The sequence below is a fragment of the Citricoccus parietis genome (genome assembly GCF_042433045.1).
Classification (GTDB): Bacteria; Actinomycetota; Actinomycetes; order Actinomycetales; family Micrococcaceae; genus Citricoccus; species Citricoccus parietis.
The window spans coordinates 1-17,808 of the sequence record NZ_JBHLWH010000032.1 but is presented as its reverse complement, the minus strand read 5'-3'; the positions used below and the strand labels follow the sequence as shown (position 1 = coordinate 17,808).

Below are 17,808 nucleotides of genomic sequence, written 5' to 3'. Positions count from 1 at the left end.
CCTACGGGCCGGTGCGAAGGGTGGGCGCGAGGGCGTCGAGCACGGAACGGTCCTCGATGGTGGAGGGCACCACGTACTCCTCGCCATCGGCCATCTGCCGCATGGTCTTGCGCAGGATCTTCCCGGACCGGGTCTTCGGCAGCGCGTCCACCACCGCCACCTGCCTAAAGTCGGCCACGGCGCCCACCGAGGTGCGGACGGTGGCGCGCAGCTCGGCCAGCAGCGCCTCCAGCCCGGCCGCGCCCTCCACCTCCACCCCGGATTTGAGCACCACGTAGCCGGAGGCCCGCTGGCCCTTGAGCGGGTCCGCCAATCCGATCACCGCGCACTCGGCCACGGCGGGGTGGGCGGCAAGCGCCTGCTCGAGGGCACCCGTGGAGAGCCGGTGGCCGGCCACGTTGATGACGTCGTCCGTCCGGCCCATCACGAAGAGGTAGCCCTCCTCATCCACCAGCCCCGAGTCGCCTGTGGCGTAGTACCCCTCGAAGGCGCTGAGGTAGGAGTCGATGAAGCGCTGGTCATTGCCCCACAACGTGGTCAGGGTCCCCGGCGGCAGGGGCAACCGGAGACAGATGTTGCCCTCGATCCCGGCCTCCACCGGTTGCCCGCTCCCGTCCAGGATCTCCACGGCGTAGCCCGGAGTGGGCCGGGTGCAGGAACCGGTCTTGACGGGCAGCGCCTCCAGCCCCACCGGGTTGGCGCCGATCGGCCAGCCCGTCTCGGTCTGCCACCAGTTGTCCACGACCGGCACGCCCAGCAGGTCACCGATCCACCCCTGGGTCTCCGGGTCCAGGCGCTCCCCCGCCGCGAACAGCGTCTGGAGTGCCGACAGGTCGTGGTCCCGCGCCAGGTCACCCTCCGGGTCCACCTTGCGGATGGCCCGCAGGGCGGTCGGTGCCGTGAACAGTGAGCGCACCCCGTGCTGGGCGGCCACCCGCCAGAACGCCCCGGCGTCCGGGGTCCCCACGGGCTTGCCCTCGTAGAGCACGGTGGTGGCCCCGACCAGCAGCGGCGCGTAGACGATATAGGAGTGCCCCACCACCCAGCCGACGTCCGAGGCGGTGAACATCGTCTGCCCGGGGCCGACGTTGTAGATGTTCGCCATGGTCCAGGCCAGGGCGACCGCATGCCCGCCGTGGTCCCGGACCACGCCCTTGGGCGAGCCGGTGGTCCCGGAGGTGTAGAGGATGTACAGCGGGTCCGTGGCGGCCACGTCCACGGGCGCCGCCGGCTCGGCCTCGGCCACGGCCTCGTCCCAGTCGACCCACCGGGTTCCAGCCTCGACTGCGTTCCCGGCCTCATTCCCGGCGCCGGCCCGCAGGCCGTCCCGCACGCTGTCCAGGGTGTTCTCGAAACCCTCGCGGTGCTTGGCCACCACGGCCCCGACCCGGTGCTGCGCCAGGGCCACGGCCTCAGCCACCGCGGGCAGGTACTCCACGCGCCGACTCGGCTCGATGCCGCCGGAGGAGGTCACGATCGCCGTCGGCTTCGCGTCGTCGATGCGCGCCGCCAGCTCCCGGGCCGCGAATCCGCCGAACACCACGGAATGCACCGCTCCGATCCTGGCGCAGGCCAGCATGGCGACGTGCGCCTCCGGCGTCATCGGCAGGTAGATGACCACACGGTCCCCCCGGCCGACGCCCAGGGACACCAGCGCTCCCGCGAAGCGGGACACCCGGTCCGTCAGGTCCGCGTAGCTGATGTGCTCCACGGTGCCGAGCACCGCCGAGTCATAGATGATCGCGGTGCGTTCGCCCTGGCCGGCCGCCACGTGCCGGTCCAGACAGTTCACCGCCGTGTTCAACCGGGCTCCGGGGAACCACCGGTAGATCGGTGCCCCCGCATCATCCAGGGCCCGGGTGGGCGGCTCGGTCCAGTCGATGGCAGCGGCCGCCTCCAGCCAGAAACCCTCCGGGTCCTCGATGGACCTGCGGTAGACGGACTCGTACGACTCAGAGGGCTCGGATGACTCAGACGGCTCAGAGGGCGGGGTGGGCTCACGCATGGAGGACGTTGAGGACATGGGACCAACCTAGGACGTGAGTCACGCCACGTCCACCCTGTGTATACGCAAAACAGGACCAAAGGTGAAAAATGGACCAATTCCGGCCCGATTCTCCCCCGAATCACCCACATTCGGCTATTTGTGTATACGCTGGACCCTGTGAGAGCCAGTGAACGTGCGTACCGGACGCTGCGGCAGGAGATCATCGAAGGTCAGCTGCCTCCCGGATCGATCCTGGGCGAGGTCGAACAGTCGGCCCGCCTGGGCCTGTCCCGCACGCCGTTGCGCGAGGCCATCGGACGCCTGGTCTCCGAAGGCCTGGCTGCCCCCTCGAGCGGGCGCGGGACCGTGGTCACGGAGGTCTCCCTGGACGAGGCCGACGACCTGTTCGACCTGCGCACGGTGCTCGAGGTGCTGGCCGCGCGTCGGGCCGCCGTGCACGCCGACCCGGAGGTCTTCACGCAGTTGGCCGCACGCTTCGAGTCCGCCGTGGAACCACTCCGCCGCGGTGAGGATCCGGAGTCCTACTACCGGCTGACCACGGAGCTGGACGCCGCCGTGGATGCCGCCTGTGCCAACGCCTATCTCGCCCAGCACCTGAGGTCCCTGCGCGTTCACCTCGCGCGGCTGCGCCGCTTCTCCCGCAATGACCCGGCGCGGCTGGCGGCGTCCGCCACGGAGCATGCCTCCATCGCCAGGGCCCTGGCCGATCGGAACCCCGAACTGGCCGCCGCGACCACCACCCTGCACCTGCACCACGCCTTGGCGCACCTGCAGTCACACCAGCCCACCGGTACCCAGACCCACCAGAACCGCCAGACCGGACCGGCCGAACCGGCCGAACCGGCCGGATCCACCACCGACCACCCCACATCCACCTTGGAGAGGACCCCATGATCAACCACGACGTCCGCGTCTACCGTTCCGAAGAAAACCTGCAGCGCCAGGACCAGCTCGCCTGGAAGATGGCCGAGGTCGCCACCGACACCGTGGCCATCGACCCCGAGGTGGAGGAGATGGTCATCAACCGCATCATCGACAACGCCTCGGTGGCCATCGCCTCCCTGAACCGCGGACCGATCGTTGCCGCCCGTGCACAGGCCCTGACCCACTCGCCCACGTCCGGCGGACAGGGAGCCTCCGTCTTCGGCATCACCGAGAAGGTCTCCCCGGAATGGGCCGCCTGGGCCAACGGCGTGGCCGTGCGCGAGCTGGACTACCATGACACCTTCCTGGCCGCCGAGTACTCCCACCCCGGGGACAACATCCCGCCGATCCTGGCGGTCGCCCAGCACAGCGGTGCCAGCGGCGCCGACCTGATCCGGGGCATCGCCACCGGCTACGAGCTCCAGGTGGACCTGGTCAAGGCCATCTGCCTGCACGCCCACAAGATCGACCATGTGGCCCACCTCGGCCCCTCCGCCTCGGCCGGCATCGGGACCCTGCTGGGCCTGGACACCGAGACGATCTTCCAGGCCATCGGCCAGGGCCTGCACACCACCACGGCGACCCGCCAGTCCCGCAAGGGCGAGATCTCCACGTGGAAGGCCCACGCCCCGGCCTTCGCCGGCAAGATGGCCGTCGAATCTGCTGACCGTGCCATGCGCGGCCAGACCTCGCCCGTGCCGATCTATGAAGGCGAGGACGGGGTCATTGCCTGGATGCTGGACGGACCGGGCGCGAAGTACACGGTGCCCCTGCCGGCGCCGGGCGAGGCCAAGCGCGCCATCCTGGACACCTACACGAAGGAGCACTCCGCCGAGTACCAGGCCCAGGCCTGGATCGACCTCGCGCGCAAGCTGAACGGCGAGCATCCCGAGCTGGCCGATCCCGCCAACGTCGCCTCGATCGTCATCCACACCTCGCACCACACGCACTACGTGATCGGTTCCGGCGCGAACGACCCGCAGAAGTATGACCCGAAAGCCTCCCGCGAGACCCTCGACCACTCCATCCCGTACATCTTCACGGTGGCCCTGCAGGACGGCGCGTGGCACCACGTGGACTCCTACTCCCCGGAGCGGGCCGGACGGCCGGACACCGTGGAGCTGTGGCACAAGGTCACCACGGAGGAGGACCAGGAGTGGACCCGTCGGTACCACTCCCTGGACATCTCGGAGAAGGCCTTCGGCGGCCGGGTCGTCATCACCACCGCCTCCGGCGAGACCATCACGGACGAGATCGCCGTGGCCGATGCCCACCCGCTGGGTGCCCGCCCGTTCGCCCGGGAGCAGTACATCCACAAGTTCCGCACGCTGGCCGAGGGCCTGGTGTCCCCGGCGGAGATCGAGCGCTTCCTCGACGCCGCCCAGCGCACCGCGTCCCTCGGCGCCGGTGAGCTGGACCAGCTGAACATCACCGCGGCACCCGGCGTCATCGACCTGGCCGACGCCCCGAAGGGACTCTTCTGATGCTGTATTCGTCACTGACCGCCGCCGAGAAGCGGGTCCGTCTGCGGCAATTACTGCAGCCCGGTGCCGCCGTGCAATTCCCCGGGGCCTACACGCCCCTCTCCGGCAAACTGGTGGAGGAGCAGGGGTTCCAGGGGCTGTACATCTCCGGTGCGGTGCTGGCCAACGAGTTGGCCCTGCCGGACATCGGCCTGACCACGCTGACGGAGGTGGCCCAGCGTGCCGGGCAGATCGCCCGCGTCACGGACCTTCCGGCCATCGTGGACGCGGACACCGGCTTCGGAGAGCCGATGAACGTGGCCCGGACCATCCAGGAACTGGAGAACGCCGGGCTCGCCGGATGCCACATCGAGGACCAGGTCAACCCCAAGCGCTGCGGTCACCTGGACAACAAGGCCGTGGTGGACCTGGCCACGGCCACCCAGCGGGTGGCTGCCGCCGCGAGCGCCCGCCGGGACGAGAACTTCCTGATCATGGCCCGTACCGATATCCGTGGGGTGGACGGCGCCGGCGGGCTGAACGCCGCTATCGACCGGGCCAAAGCCCTGGCGGACGCCGGCGCGGACTCCATCTTCCCGGAGGCCATGAAGGACCTGTCCGAGTTCGAGGCCGTCTGCAACGCCGTGGACGTGCCCGTCCTGGCCAACATGACCGAGTTCGGCAAGTCCGAGTTGTTCACCCGCGAACAGCTGGCCTCCGCCGGCGTGGCCCTGGTGATCTACCCGGTGACACTGCTGCGCTCCGCCCTCGGCGCCATGGAGCGCACCTTGTCCACCATCCGATCCGAGGGTACCCAGCAGGGCGCCGTCGGTGAGATGCTGACCAGGGCACGCCTCTACGAGCTCGTGGACTACGAGGGCTACAACGGCTTCGATTCCTCCGTCTTCAACTTCCCGGTTCCGGGGTTGGAGACCCGGACGGACTCCGGCGCAGACGCCTGAACCCGACCCGAATCCCGTCCCGAAAGGACACTCCCATGACTGACACTGAGATCAAGAAGGGCCTCGCCGGAGTGGTGGCGGACTACACCGCCATCTCCAAGGTCAACCCGGACACCAACTCCCTGCTCTACCGTGGCTATCCCGTGCAGGAGCTCGCCGCGTCGCTGCCGTTCGAGGCCGTGGCCTACCTGCTGCTGAACGGTGAGCTGCCCACGGACGCCCAGCTGGCTGCCTTCAGGGACCACGAGCGCTCCAACCGGGCCCTGTCCCCGGACGTCAAGGCCGCCCTGGACGTGCTGCCGGTGGACTGCCATCCGATGGACTCGGTCCGTACCGCCGTGTCCATCCTGGGCGCCCAGCACCCGAAGTCGGAGGACTCCTCCCCGGAGGCCGAGATGGAGAAGGCGACGACCCTGTTCGCCCAGCTGCCCGCCGTCGTCGCCTATGAGCAGCGCCGTCGCACCGCCGGTGGCGCCACCGAGCCGGTGGCGCCCCGGGAGGACCTGGACTACTCCCAGAACTTCCTGTGGATGACCTTCGGCGAGGAGGCCGACCCGGCTGTGGTGGATGCCTTCCGGGTGTCCATGGTGCTGTACGCGGAGCACTCCTTCAACGCCTCCACCTTCACCGCACGCGTGATCACCTCCACCCTGTCCGATCTGCATTCGGCGGTGACCGGGGCCATCGGCGCGCTCAAGGGCTCCCTGCACGGCGGCGCCAACGAGGCCGTCATGCACACCTTCGACGAGATCGGCATCCGGCCGGACGAGTCCCAGGAGGAGGCCAAGGACCGCGCCAAGGCCTGGATGGAGGACGCCCTGACCCAGAAGAAGAAGGTCATGGGCTTCGGCCACCGCGTGTACAAGCACGGCGACTCCCGCGTGCCGACCATGAAGAAGGCGCTCGACGCGATGATCGAGCACTTCGGCCGCCACGAGGTCCTCGGGTTGTACAACGGGCTCGAGCAGGCCATGGACGAGGCCAAGGCCATCAAGCCGAACCTCGACTACCCCGCCGGCCCCACGTACCACCTGATGGGCTTCGACACCGAGCTGTTCACGCCGTTGTTCATCGCCGCCCGCATCACCGGGTGGACCGCGCACATCATGGAGCAGCGCGCCAGCAATTCGCTGATCCGGCCGCTGTCCGCCTACAACGGTCCGGACGAACGGCACGTGCCGGGCGCCTGAGCCTGACTGCACCGCACGACGACGACCCGGGCGGGGAAGGAACACTCACGTTCCCTCCCCGCCCGGGTCGTTGTCCAGCGCCGGTGTACCGGCATCCGGATCAGGGGACCTCGACCTCCATGGACGTGGCCACGGACCGCAGCTGGCCGTACTCCTCGGTGTCGAGGAACGCCCTCATGGCCTCCTCCCCTTCGAGTCCGGTGACCTCCTCGGCCGAGTCCTGGGTGACGCTGCCGGACAGGATCGCGGCGGCCCCGGCCTCGAAGCCCTCGGCCGGGGGCTGCTCGTAGAACCACGAGGACCAGTAGGAGTCATCGCTCGCCTCGGGGTCGAGGTCCGCGGAGATGTTGACCACCTGCACGGCCAGCAGGAACTCCCCTCCCTCGAAGGACTCGAGGTCCGGGACGTCCTCATCGGCCTGATAGAGGCTCGCCCGGTACCAGACCGGACCCGAGCCGGTGGCCCCCTCCCCCTCATTCACCGGGATCTCCGGCAGCTCCTCGGCCTCCAGGACCTCGACCACGTCTGGCTTCGGCCCGTCGTTGTCGGTGGGACCGAGCCCGGTGGTGGTCGTGTACTGCGTGATGCCCTCCGGGTCCTGGAAGAGCACCCTCTCGTAGGGCACCCCCTGGTAGTCCAGCAGATCCTCGTTGTAGTCCTCCTGGCTGGCGCTCCAGGTCTCCGGGAAGGTCCACGTGAAGACCCCCGACTCGGAGGTGTAGGTCTGGGTGAGCCCCGTGGTCTGCTCCCCGGACCCGCTGGCGGTCGGTGAGGCGGAGGCCGTCTCGGTGATGGTGGCGCTCGCGGTCTCCGTGACGGTCTCGACCGGGCTCGAGCTGGGATCGGACGTGGCAGAGGGCGATCCCGCGGGCTCGTCACCGGTGCCGCAGGCGCTCAGCACCAATCCCGCACTGAGCCCGAGTCCCACGGCGGCTGCCAGGCGGCGGTTGCGGGCTGCTGCTCGGGCGCATCGCCCTGCCGGGAAGGTTCGGTCGGCAGTGCTGGTCATCATGATCCCCTCGTCTGCCTCCGGGTGCTCCGTATGGCACCGCCGGGGCGGGTGGTGGTCTGGTGGTGCCCCGTCTTCCGCCCGGGGACGTCGTCCGGCTCCCACCATCTGAGCATCAACCCGTGATCGATGTCATCACCGTCCGGCCGGACGTTGTGGGATCGTGATGCCCTTTCCCCGGCCTAGTGGAGGGCGCGGGGATGCGCCGCGGCGTAGACCTCACGCAGCGTGTCCGCCGTGACCAGGGTGTAGACCTGCGTGGTGGTGACGGAGGCGTGCCCCAGCAGCTCCTGCACCACGCGCACGTCCGCGCCGCCCTCCAGCAGATGGGTGGCGAACGAGTGCCTCAGCGTGTGCGGGGAGACCTCGGCCTCGATGTGCGCCCGTTCCGCGGCCTTCTTGAGGATCGTCCACGCCGACTGTCGGGAGAGCCGTCCACCGCGCTGGTTGAGGAACAGCGCGGGGCCTCCCGTCCCGGACTGGCCGGCCAGCGTGGGACGTCCGCGGACCAGCCAGGCCTCCAGGGCGGTGGCCGCGTAGGAACCCAGCGGGACGATGCGCTCCTTGGAGCCCTTCCCGAACAGGCGGACGACGGCGGTGCCGGACTCCCCCGGCCCCGTCGCCCCGGGCTCGGGTCGGTTCCCCTGGTGGTGGGCACCTTCCAGCGGGCCGCGGACGGCTCCGACCACGTCGTCGACGTCCAGCCCGACGGCCTCGGAGATGCGGGCGCCCGTGGCATAGAGGAACTCGAGCAGGGCCCGGTCCCGCAGACCCGCCGGGGTGTCCGTGGGCACGGCCTCCAGCAGGGCGGTCACCTGGTCCACCCGAATCGCCTTCGGTAATTCCTGGGCGGGGCGGGGCGGGGTGACGTCCTGTGCCGGGTCCGTCTCCGTGACCTGTTCCAGGGTCCAGAAGCGGTGCATACCGCGGACGGCGACGATGGTCCGGGCCGCGGACCGCGGTGAGAGCGGGTGCCCGCCATCGGCACCGGTGGCCAGGGCCTGGAGGAAACCGGTCACATGCCGGCGCTCCACCTGGCGGGGCTCGTCCACTCCCTGGCCCTGCAGCCACGCCAGGTAACGGCTCATGTCCCGGCGGTACGCGGCCAGGGTATGGGGGGACATGCCCCGCTCGACGGTCAGGTGGTCCAGGTACGCCTCAGCCGGACGGGCCAGGGCGCGCGGCGGACCGTCCGCGGACTCGGCACTCACCACACTCACGACTGGTCACTCACGAGGCGACCGGACGGCCGTGCCAGGGCGCGTCCGCAGGACGCAGGTCGGCGAAGCCGCCGTCCCGGTGCGCGACGAGGGCGAGGAGACCCACCACGGAGGAGGGATTGCGCAGCCGGCCGGTCAGCACGGCCTGAACGGCGTCTGTCACAGGCACCCAGGCCAGCGGCATACCGGCCTCCTCACCGGTGCGTTCGTGGCGTTCCCCGACCGGGACCGGGGACAGGTCCCGGGCCAGGAACACCCGGATGCCCTCCGAGGAGGACCCCGGGGTGGTGTAGAAGTCGGCGAGGACATCCCACCGGTCCGCGCGCAGGTCGGCTTCCTCGGCCAGTTCCCGCCGGGCGGCCTCGACCAGGTGCTCTCCCGGGACGTCGAGCAGTCCGGCGGGGATCTCCCAGAGCTCCTCTCCCACGGGGTGCCGGTACTGCCGGATCATGCGGACCCGGTCCTGATCATCCAGGGCCACCACGGCCACAGCCCCGGGGTGGCGGATGAACTCCCGGACCAACAGGTCCGGGCGATCCACGTCGGGGCCACCCGCGTCCTCCCCCGCGGCGGCGCCCGGCGCCATCAGGAAGGCCTCGCGGGTGACGTCCCACACCGCCCCCGCGAAGGCCGTCTCGGTGCGGACCGCGGGCCGCGCGGCGGGCACGTCCGCGAGCGGGCCGCCGTCGTGCTCGGTATACGGGGCGGGCAAAGGAGTCAGGTGCGTCATGAAGTGGTGGGTGTCCCTGCTGATCAACCTGATCAACTCACCCTGCGGGAGTTCCGGCGTTCCAGCCCCGCGGCCACGAGTCCGGCGAACAGTGGATGCGGGCGGGTCGGCCGGGACTTGAACTCCGGATGGGCCTGGGTGGAGACGTAGTACGGGTGGACGTCCGCCGGCAGCTCCACGAATTCCACGAGCGTACCGTCCGGGGAGGTTCCGGAGATGACCAGCCCGGCCTCCTCCAACCGGTCGCGGTACTCGTTGTTGACCTCGTAGCGGTGGCGGTGCCGCTCGGTGACCTCGGTGGCCCCGTAGGCCCGTGCGACCGCGGAGCCCTCCCGCAGGGTGGCCGGATAGGAGCCCAGGCGCATGGTGCCGCCGAGGTCGCCGCCACCGGAGACGAAGTGCTCCTGCTCCGCCATGGTGGCGATCACGGGGTGCTCGGTGTCCGGTTCGAACTCGGTGGAGGAGGCCTGGGCGAGTCCCAGCACATTGCGGGCGTACTCCATGACCATGGTCTGCAACCCCAGGCACAGGCCGAGGGTCGGGATGCCGTTCTCACGGGCATGGCGCAAGGCGCCGATCTTGCCGTCGAGCCCTCGGACCCCGAAGCCACCCGGGACACAGATGGCGTCGACGCCGTCCAGGGCCTGCCGTGCGCCGGCCTCGGTCTGGCAGTCGTCCGAGGGGACCCAGCGGATGGAGACCGTCGCGTCATTGCCGAAGCCGCCGGCGCGCAGGGCCTCCGTGACGGAGAGGTAGGAGTCCGGCAGGTCGATGTACTTGCCGACCAGGGCGATCTCCAGCGCATGCCTCGGGTGGTGGACCACCCCGATCAGGCGGTCCCAGGTGGACCAGTCGACATCCTTGAACTTCAGGTCCAGGGACTGGACCACGTAGGCGTCGAGGCCCTGGGCGTGGATGATCTTGGGGATGTCGTAGATGGAGGGGGCATCGGCGCAGTTGATGACCGCATCAGTGTCCACGTCGCACATGCGGGCGATCTTGTCCCGCACGTCGGCCGGGACCTCGCGGTCCGAACGGATGACGATGGCGTCCGGCTGGATGCCGATCGAGCGCAGCGCCGCCACCGAGTGCTGGGTGGGCTTGGTCTTCAGCTCGTGGGAGGGGCCGATGTAGGGCACCAGGGACACATGCACGAAGAACACGTTGTCCCGTCCGATGTCCTGGCGGACCTGCCGGGCGGCCTCCAGGAACGGCTGCGACTCGATGTCACCGACCGTTCCGCCGATCTCCGTGATGATGACGTCCGGCGCCGGACGGTCTGCGGCGGCCCGGTCCTGCTGCTCCCCGCCCACGGTGACGTCCTCCGTGGCGGGCAGGCGCATGCGGCGCTTGATCTCATCCGTGATGTGCGGGATGACCTGGACGGTGTCCCCGAGGTAGTCGCCCCGGCGTTCCTTCTCGATGACGGTCGAGTACACCTGTCCGGTGGTGACGTTGTTCAGGCCGTCGAGGTCCTCGTCCAGGAACCGTTCGTAGTGGCCGATGTCCAGGTCGGTCTCGGCCCCGTCCTCCGTGACGAAGACCTCGCCGTGCTGGAAGGGGTTCATGGTGCCGGGATCGACGTTCAGGTACGGATCCAGCTTCTGCATGGTCACGGAGAGACCCCGTGCCCTCAGGAGATGACCCAGGGAGGACGCCGTGAGCCCCTTTCCGAGGGAAGAGGCCACGCCGCCGGTCACGAAGATCTGGCGGGTCGCGTTGGGCGTTTTCTGGAATCGAGAGGATTTATGCACCACGGAGTTCGATCGTAGCACCCCTTCAGGCGTGCGAGGCCTCGAGGAGTTCGCGCGCGTGATCGCGGGCCGACCCGGAGTCGGCTCGGCCGGCCAGCATCCTGGCCAGCTCCCCCACCCGCTCCTCACCCTCGAGAGTCGCGACGTCCGAGGTGGTGAACCCGGCATCGCCGTCCGAGTTCTTCGTGACCTTCAGGTGCCGGTCCGCGAACGCCGCCACCTGCGGCAGGTGCGTGACCACGATGACCTGGACGTGCCGGGCCAACCGGGCGAGCCGGCGGCCGATCTGGACGGCGGCCTCGCCGCCGACGCCGGCGTCCACCTCGTCGAACACGAAGGTGGGGACCGGGTCCGTGGCGGCCAGGACGACCTCCAGCGCCAGCATGACACGGGAGAGCTCACCGCCGGAGGCGCCCTTGCCCAGGGGCCGCGGTTCGGCGCCGGCATGGGGCTGGAGGAGGAGTTGGACCTCGTCGGCCCCGTGGGGACCCGGCTGGCCGCCGGCGGTGACGGTGGCGTGGAACGTGGCGTCCGGCATCGACAGGGCGTGCAGTTCCTCGCTGACCAGTCCGGAGAGGGTGGTTGCGCCGGCCGTCCTCAGCCGGGTCAGCTCACTCGCGCCGGACAGCACGCGTTGTTCGAGGCGGGCGACCTCGGCCGTGAGTTCCTCGATGCGCCCGGTGTCCCCCTGCAGGGCCTCCAGCCGCGGCCGGTGGGTCTCGGCCCACCGGATCACGTCGGAGAGTTCGGGCCCGTAGAGGCGCATCAGCCGGGTCAGTTCGGCCAGCCGGGACTGGGCGCTGTCCAGGTCGGAGGCGGCGTCATCATCCAGGCGGGCCGCGTAGCCGGCGAGATCTCCGGAGACATCGGCCAGCAGGATCCCCGCCTCGGCAAGGCGCTGGGACAGTCCGGTGAGCTCCTCATCCTGTCCCGGGGCCTGCAGCAGGGACTGGCGGGCGGCCTCGATGAGGGCCTCGGCCGACGGGATCTCCACCGCGTCTGCGGCATCTCCGCCGGCGAGGTGGACGTGGGCACCCAGGGAGGCCGTGCGCAGCTCCTCGACGTTCTCCAGTCGCTGGATGAGGGCCCTGACCTCCTCGTCCTCCCCGTCCCGGACCGCGGCGTTGTCGATCTCCTCGAGGGAACGCTGCAGGTTCTCGGCCTCGCGGGCTCGGTCCTGCTCGTTGCTGGTGATCTCCTCGAGTTCCGCGGCTGCCCGTCTCCAGGCCTCGAAGTCCCGCTGGTAGACGGCCAGGGTCTCGGTCAGCTCCGAACCGGCGAAGGAGTCCAGGGCATGGCGCTGGGCGGCCGGGGACTTCAACCGCAGCTGGTCGGTCTGGCCATGGACGGCCACGAGGTGTTCGCCGAGCTCACCCAGCAGGGCCACGGGCACGCCGCGCCCTCCGGCCGAGGCCCGCGAGCGTCCCGAGGACCCGGCGGCCCCCACGGACCGGGTGACCACGAGTGCCACGTCCCCGCGGCCTCCTGCCGGTGCGCCGACGTCGGCCTCGGGTCCAGCGTCAGCATCCGCGCCATTCCCGTGGTCCGGAGCCTCCTCGTCCAGCACGGCTCCGGCGTCCGTTGCGATCCCGACGGCGGCATGGCCGGCGTCCAGCTGGAAGCCGGCCTCCACGGTGGCCCGGGAGGCCCCGTGCCGGACGGCGCCGGCATCAGCCCGGGCCCCGAGCAGGAGGTTGAGGGCCGTGACGACCATGGTCTTGCCGGCGCCGGTCTCGCCGGTCACCACGGTGAAGCCGGGATCCAGTTCGACGGCCGCGTCACCGATGACGCCCAGCCCGTTGATGGACAGGTATTCGATCATGACTGGTCGGCTCCTCCGCTGTGCGTGTCCGGCTCCTCGCTGCCCTCGTCCGGGGTGATCCCCGACCGTGCGATCCCCAGACGCTCGTCCCGTGCCGACACCACGGGCAGGGCGGCCGTGGCCGGCGGGACCACGCCCGGGCGGGGTGCCAGGTGATGGGGTTCCACGATCGAGACTCCGCGGGAGGTGGGGTCCCCCTCGGGCCGACGGGACGCGGCCCGGGATTCGCGGGCGGCGGCCTCGGCCCGGTCCTGTTCGGTGACGGGACCGCGCCAGCCCTTGGTGGGCAGGTTGAACTTGCGCACGAGCCGCTCGGTGAACGGCGTGCGGGACAACCGGGCGATCCGCACCGGTTGCGGTGAGCGGGTGACCTCGACGCGGGAGCCGAGGGGCAGGTCCACCGTGCGGCGGCCGTCGCACCAGAGCACGCCCGGCTCGTTGGTGCGCGGCAGCACCTCCACGGTGAGCACCGAGTCCGGGGACACGACGAGGGGCTTGGCGAACAGGGCGTGGGCGCTGATCGGCACCATGAGCATGGCCTGGACCTCCGGCCACACCACGGGGCCGCCGGCCGAGAAGGCGTACGCCGTGGACCCCGTGGGAGTCGCCATCACCACGCCGTCGCAGCCGTACGTGGAGATGGGGCTGCCGTCCACGGCGGTCACGACCTCGAGCATGCGCTCACGGTTGGACTTCTCCACGCTGGCCTCGTTCAACGCCCAGGTGCGGGCCACGAGGTCCTCCCCCTGGAAGACCCGGACGTCGATCGCCATGCGCTCCTCGACGCTGTAGTCCTGCGCCACCACGGCCTCGACGGTGCGGGAGAGATCGGTGCGCTCGGATTCGGCCAGGAAGCCCACGTGGCCCAGGTTGACGGCGAGCAGCGGCAGGCCGGAATCACGGACGAGCTCCGCGGCACGCAGCACGGAGCCGTCCCCGCCGAGGACCACACCCAGGGAGATCTCACTCAGGGAACAGTCCACGTCCAGGGTCCGCGGGACGAACTCCAGCGGGGGCACGACGCCGGCCCGTTCGGCCTCGCGGATCGCCGTCACGTCACGGGCCATGAGCACCGGGACCAGCCCGGCCTCCTGCAGTTTGGCGCAGGTGTGGACGGCTGCCCGGATGGCGTCCTCGCGGCCGGTATGGGCAAGGACCAGGATTGAACGGGGCATGGCCCCAAGGATACCCACGTCCAGGCCGGGTCCGGCCGCATCCACCGGGCTGTGGACGAGGGGCCGCTCCTTCAGGCCCAGTCGACCGTCTGGAAGCCGAGCCATTCGGCACCGGTGCCGGTCTCCGTCGCTTCGGCCTCCGTCTCGGGGCGGTCCAGCCACAGGAAGAACTCCACGTTGCCGTCCTGCCCCGGCAGCGGAGACCGGGCGATGCCGCGGGGTCTCAGCCCCGAGTCCAGGGCGGTGTCCAGCACATCGGTGACCGCCCGGCGTCGCTGCTCCGGGTCCAGTACGACGCCGGTCTTGGGCAGGGCCCGCCGGCCGACCTCGAACTGCGGCTTCACCATGAGGACCAGGTCCGCGCCCGGCCGGCACACCCCGGCCAGCGGTGACATCACCAGACGCAGGGAGATGAAGGACAGGTCCGAGACCACCAGGTCCACCGCTCCGCCGAGGTGCTCCGGCGTGAGGTCACGGACGTTGCACCCCTCGTGGACGTCCACGCGGTGATCGGCGCGCAGCGTCTCGACCAGTTGGTCATGCCCGACATCCACCGCGACGACCTGTTGGGCCCCCGCCCGGAGCAGGACATCCGTGAACCCGCCCGTGGACGCCCCGGCGTCCAGGCACCGCCGACCGGCTGTCACGACGCCGGCGAACAGCTCCAGTGCGCCGGCCAGCTTGTGCCCGGCCCGGGAGACGTACCGTGGTCCGCTGGAGCGCAGGGCCACCACGTCACCGGGGGCGCACCTCAGCGATGCCTTGGTGGTGACGACGCCGTTGACGATTACCTCGCCAGCGCTGATGAGGCCGGCCGCCTCGCTGCGGGACCGGGCCAGGCCGCGGTCGGCCAGGGCGATGTCGAGGCGGGTTCGGTCACCGCTGCCCGTGGTCCTCGGACTGCTCATGACAGACCCGGCAGCCGCGGTTGTTCCTCCAGCAGCTGCGCCAAGGCGTCCAGCGCCTCACGGTAGGCCGCGATCTCCTCGTCGGGACTCAGCTCATCGGCCCCGATGAGACCGGACAGGATCTGGTCCGCAGCGGGGTCACCGGTGGTGGCCGGAGTCCACTCGGTCGGCGAGGGTGTCTCGGACGCCTCAGGCGACTCAGGCGACTCGGAAGACTCGGTCATGGCTGATGCTCCTCTTGGGGTTCGTGGGAGCGTGCTTCCACCGCGGAGCCAGCCAGGAGCATCGGCAGCGAGGGGACGATCCAGGTGGGCCGGTGGTCCGCTGGCGCCGCGGCGGCGGTCGCTTCGGTGTCCACACCTGTCAGCACGAGGGCGGTGTCGAAACCGGCCCGATTGCCTCCGAGGATGTCCGTGTCCAGACGGTCACCGACGACCAAAGGGCTGCGAGCACCGACGGCCTGGGCGGCCAGGCGGAACAGGACCGGCTCGGGCTTGCCCGCTGCCAGCGGGCGGGTACCCGTCGCCCGGGACACCGCCTCGATCAGGGCACCGTTGCCGGGGGCGATGCCCTCGGCACGGGGAATGGTCAGGTCCGTATTGGTTGCGATCCACCGGGCACCCCCGTTGACGGCATAGGACGCCTGCGCCAGGTCTGTCCAGGACACCGAGGGGTCGAATCCCTGGATCACCGCGTCGGGACGCTCGGCCGCCGTCGTCACCACCTCATGGCCGGCCTTCGACACCAGGCCACGCAGGTAATCCGAGCCGACGACCAGGACCTTCGCCGGGACGGGACGCCCACCGGAGGATGCCCCGTCCGCCGACGGATGCGTTCCGGTCCGGGACAGCTCCTGTCTGAGCAGGGCCACCCCCGCCGCAGCTGATCCGAAGACCTGATCCCCGGTCACCTCGAGACCGAATCCGCGCAGATGCTCGGCCACGGACTCCGGGGACCGCGAGGCATTGTTGGTCACGTAGACAACGGGGACACCCCGCCGCCCCAATTCCCGCAGGGTCGGCACGGCGCCATCGATGGCCTCGGTTCCGGCGTACACGACGCCGTCCAGGTCACACAGGACGGCGTCATGGCCTCCGAAGAACACCGCTTCCGTCATGTCTCAGCGGTCTCCACGGTCCTGATCGTCAGCGGAGACCTCACCGTCGGTATCCTGCGGCTCCTCCGCCTCCGGAGAAGACTCGTCGCCCTCCACCCGCTGAGAGGTCACCATGGACCCGAGATCCTCCTCATCCAGCCGTCCGTCGTCCGCCTGACCGTCCTCGTCCTGGCCGTCCGAAGACGCTCCCGGAGGCACGAGGTCACGGGCACGGGGCCGGTCCTCGGACCCGTCATCGTCCAGTCCGAAGTCGATGATCTCCGGATCCTCGAAGGCACCGATGCCCAGCGCCCGCTCGGCCACGCTGGCCTGCCGGCGCCAGGCCTTGGCCTCCTCGGCACGGCCGGCTTCAGTCAGGACATCCGCATAGGCGCGGAACAGACGGGGACTGAACGAGAAACCGCGATGACGATCGAGCTCGGGAATCTGCAGGACTGCCAGAGCAGAGTCGATATCCCCCAGGTCACGATGGATGCCGGAGAGCACCATGGCCAGCTCTGCCCGGATGGCCTTCTCCAGGGACGCATGGTCGACGTCGCCCGCGAGCTCCAGGGCCTTGTCATGCCGACCGAGGGCACGTTCACTGTCCACCATCTCCGGCAGGTGGGTGTTGTCACCGGTGATGCGGCGGTAGGTCCGGAACTCCCGCAGCGCCTCCGCATACTGTCCGGCCCCGTATGCGGTCAGTCCGACGGCCTCCCGGACGCAGCCGAGGCGGCCGCCACGCCGACTGGCGGCCAGAGCGTGTTCGAAGGCCAGCTGAGGATCGATGTCCAGCAGCCGGCCGGCCATCACCAGGTGACGTGCCACCCACGGACGGTTTCGCTCGTCCAGGGTGTCCAGCTCACGGCTGGTCGCGCGGTCGAGCTCCTTGCCCGTGACATCCTCATCGATCTCAGGGGACTTGGCCCGGTCCGGCCGGTTGGAACTGCGCAGGTCCCCCGGGTTGTGGGCAGAACCCCGGTTCTCGACGCGCGGGCCACCGTCACGTGAACCACGGCGGTCAGGCCGGTCTCCGCCGCGTTCCGGCCTGCCCTCCCGGCGGGGACCGCCACCACGGCTGTCATCCCTGCGAGGTCCATCGCCCCGTCCGGCGCGACCGTCCTCGCGGCGCGCACCGGCGCCCGTCCCACCACGGCGGTCCTCACGTCCCGAAGACCGATCAGAGGACCGGCCGAATGACTTCTCCCCGCCGCCGGAGGACCTGCCTCCACCGTTGGACCCGCCGTAACCACCACGGGACCCGGAACCGGGTCCCCGCTCGGGCCGTCCACCGCCGTGACGGCGCGGACGGTCAGACGAGCCGGAGCGCTCCTCGTTCTCGGACATCCTGATGATCCTCTCCTCGGTCTTGATGACGGCGGCAGCACGGCATGGCGTACGCCGACGGACAGCTTCACAATCGTAGCCGACACGGTTAAACAAGAAGGGCCCCGCACTCGCGTGCGGGGCCCTTCCCTCAATGGTTGTCCGGCGGCGTCCTACTCTCCCACATCCTCCCGGATGCAGTACCATCGGCGCAGTGG

Annotated in this window: 15 protein-coding genes; 4 read left to right on the top strand and 11 right to left on the bottom strand. The window is 70.3% G+C overall.

From position 1 onward, the window contains the following. Position 1: 1 nt before the first annotated feature. Positions 2-2,005 (bottom strand): AMP-binding protein, encoded by a 2,004-nt coding sequence (locus ACFFIO_RS11705; RefSeq protein WP_378042198.1) that lies wholly within the window; start codon positions 2,003-2,005, stop codon positions 2-4. Positions 2,006-2,164: 159 nt separating this feature from the next. Between ACFFIO_RS11705 and ACFFIO_RS11700 the strand changes: the two genes are divergently transcribed. From ACFFIO_RS11700 to ACFFIO_RS11685, 4 genes are read left to right on the top strand one after another with little or no spacing between them, the layout of a single operon-like run. Beyond that, entirely contained in the window at positions 2,165-2,902 is a 738-nt protein-coding gene (locus ACFFIO_RS11700) for a GntR family transcriptional regulator (RefSeq protein WP_378041986.1), read from the top strand. Continuing rightward, entirely contained in the window at positions 2,899-4,416 is a 1,518-nt protein-coding gene (locus ACFFIO_RS11695; RefSeq protein WP_378041985.1) for an MmgE/PrpD family protein, read from the top strand. Before ACFFIO_RS11700 ends, ACFFIO_RS11695 begins: the two co-directional genes overlap by 4 nt. Further along, positions 4,416-5,357 carry a methylisocitrate lyase gene (gene prpB, locus ACFFIO_RS11690; protein WP_188806339.1) on the top strand — a complete coding sequence of 314 codons (942 nt, stop codon included), beginning with the start codon at positions 4,416-4,418 and terminating at the stop codon, positions 5,355-5,357. Before ACFFIO_RS11695 ends, prpB begins: the two co-directional genes overlap by 1 nt. 35 nt (positions 5,358-5,392) lie before the next feature. Continuing rightward, positions 5,393-6,547, top strand: a complete 1,155-nt coding sequence (locus ACFFIO_RS11685; RefSeq protein WP_378041983.1) for a bifunctional 2-methylcitrate synthase/citrate synthase — start codon at positions 5,393-5,395, stop codon at positions 6,545-6,547. A 100-nt stretch (positions 6,548-6,647) separates the two neighbouring features. Here ACFFIO_RS11685 and ACFFIO_RS11680 read toward each other — a convergent pair whose 3' ends face one another. From ACFFIO_RS11680 to ACFFIO_RS11635, 10 genes are all read right to left on the bottom strand, one after another. Next, positions 6,648-7,559 carry a hypothetical protein gene (locus tag ACFFIO_RS11680; RefSeq protein WP_378041981.1) on the bottom strand — a complete coding sequence of 304 codons (912 nt, stop codon included), beginning with the start codon at positions 7,557-7,559 and terminating at the stop codon, positions 6,648-6,650. A 179-nt stretch (positions 7,560-7,738) separates the two neighbouring features. Next, the gene (xerD, locus tag ACFFIO_RS11675) at positions 7,739-8,770 is read right to left on the bottom strand and encodes a site-specific tyrosine recombinase XerD (RefSeq protein ID WP_378042196.1); all 1,032 of its coding nucleotides are present in this window, start codon (positions 8,768-8,770) and stop codon (positions 7,739-7,741) included. A gap of 16 nt (positions 8,771-8,786) precedes the next feature. Next, positions 8,787-9,506 (bottom strand): NUDIX domain-containing protein, encoded by a 720-nt coding sequence (locus ACFFIO_RS11670; protein ID WP_378041980.1) that lies wholly within the window; start codon positions 9,504-9,506, stop codon positions 8,787-8,789. Positions 9,507-9,538: 32 nt separating this feature from the next. Next, positions 9,539-11,281 (bottom strand): CTP synthase, encoded by a 1,743-nt coding sequence (gene pyrG, locus ACFFIO_RS11665; protein ID WP_378041978.1) that lies wholly within the window; start codon positions 11,279-11,281, stop codon positions 9,539-9,541. 4 nt (positions 11,282-11,285) lie between these two features. Then, a complete protein-coding gene (locus ACFFIO_RS11660) occupies positions 11,286-13,082 on the bottom strand; it encodes a DNA repair protein RecN (RefSeq protein ID WP_378041976.1) in 1,797 nt (598 codons plus the stop codon). Next, complete coding sequence (locus tag ACFFIO_RS11655; protein WP_378041975.1) at positions 13,079-14,257, bottom strand: NAD kinase; 1,179 nt, start codon at positions 14,255-14,257, stop codon at positions 13,079-13,081. The genes ACFFIO_RS11660 and ACFFIO_RS11655 overlap by 4 nt, the downstream gene beginning before the upstream one ends. Positions 14,258-14,328: 71 nt before the next feature. Then, positions 14,329-15,165 (bottom strand): TlyA family RNA methyltransferase, encoded by an 837-nt coding sequence (locus ACFFIO_RS11650; RefSeq protein ID WP_378041973.1) that lies wholly within the window; start codon positions 15,163-15,165, stop codon positions 14,329-14,331. Beyond that, positions 15,162-15,389: a hypothetical protein gene (locus ACFFIO_RS11645; protein WP_378041972.1), complete on the bottom strand. Its 228-nt coding sequence runs from the start codon at positions 15,387-15,389 to the stop codon at positions 15,162-15,164. The genes ACFFIO_RS11650 and ACFFIO_RS11645 overlap by 4 nt, the downstream gene beginning before the upstream one ends. Beyond that, on the bottom strand, positions 15,386-16,282 hold the full coding sequence (locus tag ACFFIO_RS11640) for an HAD-IIA family hydrolase (RefSeq protein WP_378041970.1): 897 nt from the start codon (positions 16,280-16,282) through the stop codon (positions 15,386-15,388). The genes ACFFIO_RS11645 and ACFFIO_RS11640 overlap by 4 nt, the downstream gene beginning before the upstream one ends. 3 nt (positions 16,283-16,285) lie before the next feature. Then, a complete protein-coding gene (locus ACFFIO_RS11635; protein ID WP_378041969.1) occupies positions 16,286-17,611 on the bottom strand; it encodes a hypothetical protein in 1,326 nt (441 codons plus the stop codon). Positions 17,612-17,808 lie beyond the last annotated feature (197 nt).

Excerpts from the sequence above, each read along its gene's own strand:
- ACFFIO_RS11655 (WP_378041975.1), bottom strand. The coding sequence starts at position 14,257 with ATGCCCCGTTCAATCCTGGTCCTTGCCCATACCGGCCGCGAGGACGCC.
- ACFFIO_RS11650 (WP_378041973.1), bottom strand. The coding sequence starts at position 15,165 with ATGAGCAGTCCGAGGACCACGGGCAGCGGTGACCGAACCCGCCTCGAC.
- ACFFIO_RS11640 (WP_378041970.1), bottom strand. The coding sequence starts at position 16,282 with ATGACGGAAGCGGTGTTCTTCGGAGGCCATGACGCCGTCCTGTGTGAC.
- prpB (WP_188806339.1), top strand. The coding sequence starts at position 4,416 with ATGCTGTATTCGTCACTGACCGCCGCCGAGAAGCGGGTCCGTCTGCGG.
- ACFFIO_RS11645 (WP_378041972.1), bottom strand. The coding sequence starts at position 15,389 with ATGACCGAGTCTTCCGAGTCGCCTGAGTCGCCTGAGGCGTCCGAGACA.
- ACFFIO_RS11705 (WP_378042198.1), bottom strand. The coding sequence starts at position 2,005 with ATGCGTGAGCCCACCCCGCCCTCTGAGCCGTCTGAGTCATCCGAGCCC.
- ACFFIO_RS11680 (WP_378041981.1), bottom strand. The coding sequence starts at position 7,559 with ATGATGACCAGCACTGCCGACCGAACCTTCCCGGCAGGGCGATGCGCC.
- ACFFIO_RS11635 (WP_378041969.1), bottom strand. The coding sequence starts at position 17,611 with ATGTCCGAGAACGAGGAGCGCTCCGGCTCGTCTGACCGTCCGCGCCGT.
- ACFFIO_RS11660 (WP_378041976.1), bottom strand. The coding sequence starts at position 13,082 with ATGATCGAATACCTGTCCATCAACGGGCTGGGCGTCATCGGTGACGCG.
- ACFFIO_RS11695 (WP_378041985.1), top strand. The coding sequence starts at position 2,899 with ATGATCAACCACGACGTCCGCGTCTACCGTTCCGAAGAAAACCTGCAG.
- ACFFIO_RS11670 (WP_378041980.1), bottom strand. The coding sequence starts at position 9,506 with ATGACGCACCTGACTCCTTTGCCCGCCCCGTATACCGAGCACGACGGC.
- ACFFIO_RS11685 (WP_378041983.1), top strand. The coding sequence starts at position 5,393 with ATGACTGACACTGAGATCAAGAAGGGCCTCGCCGGAGTGGTGGCGGAC.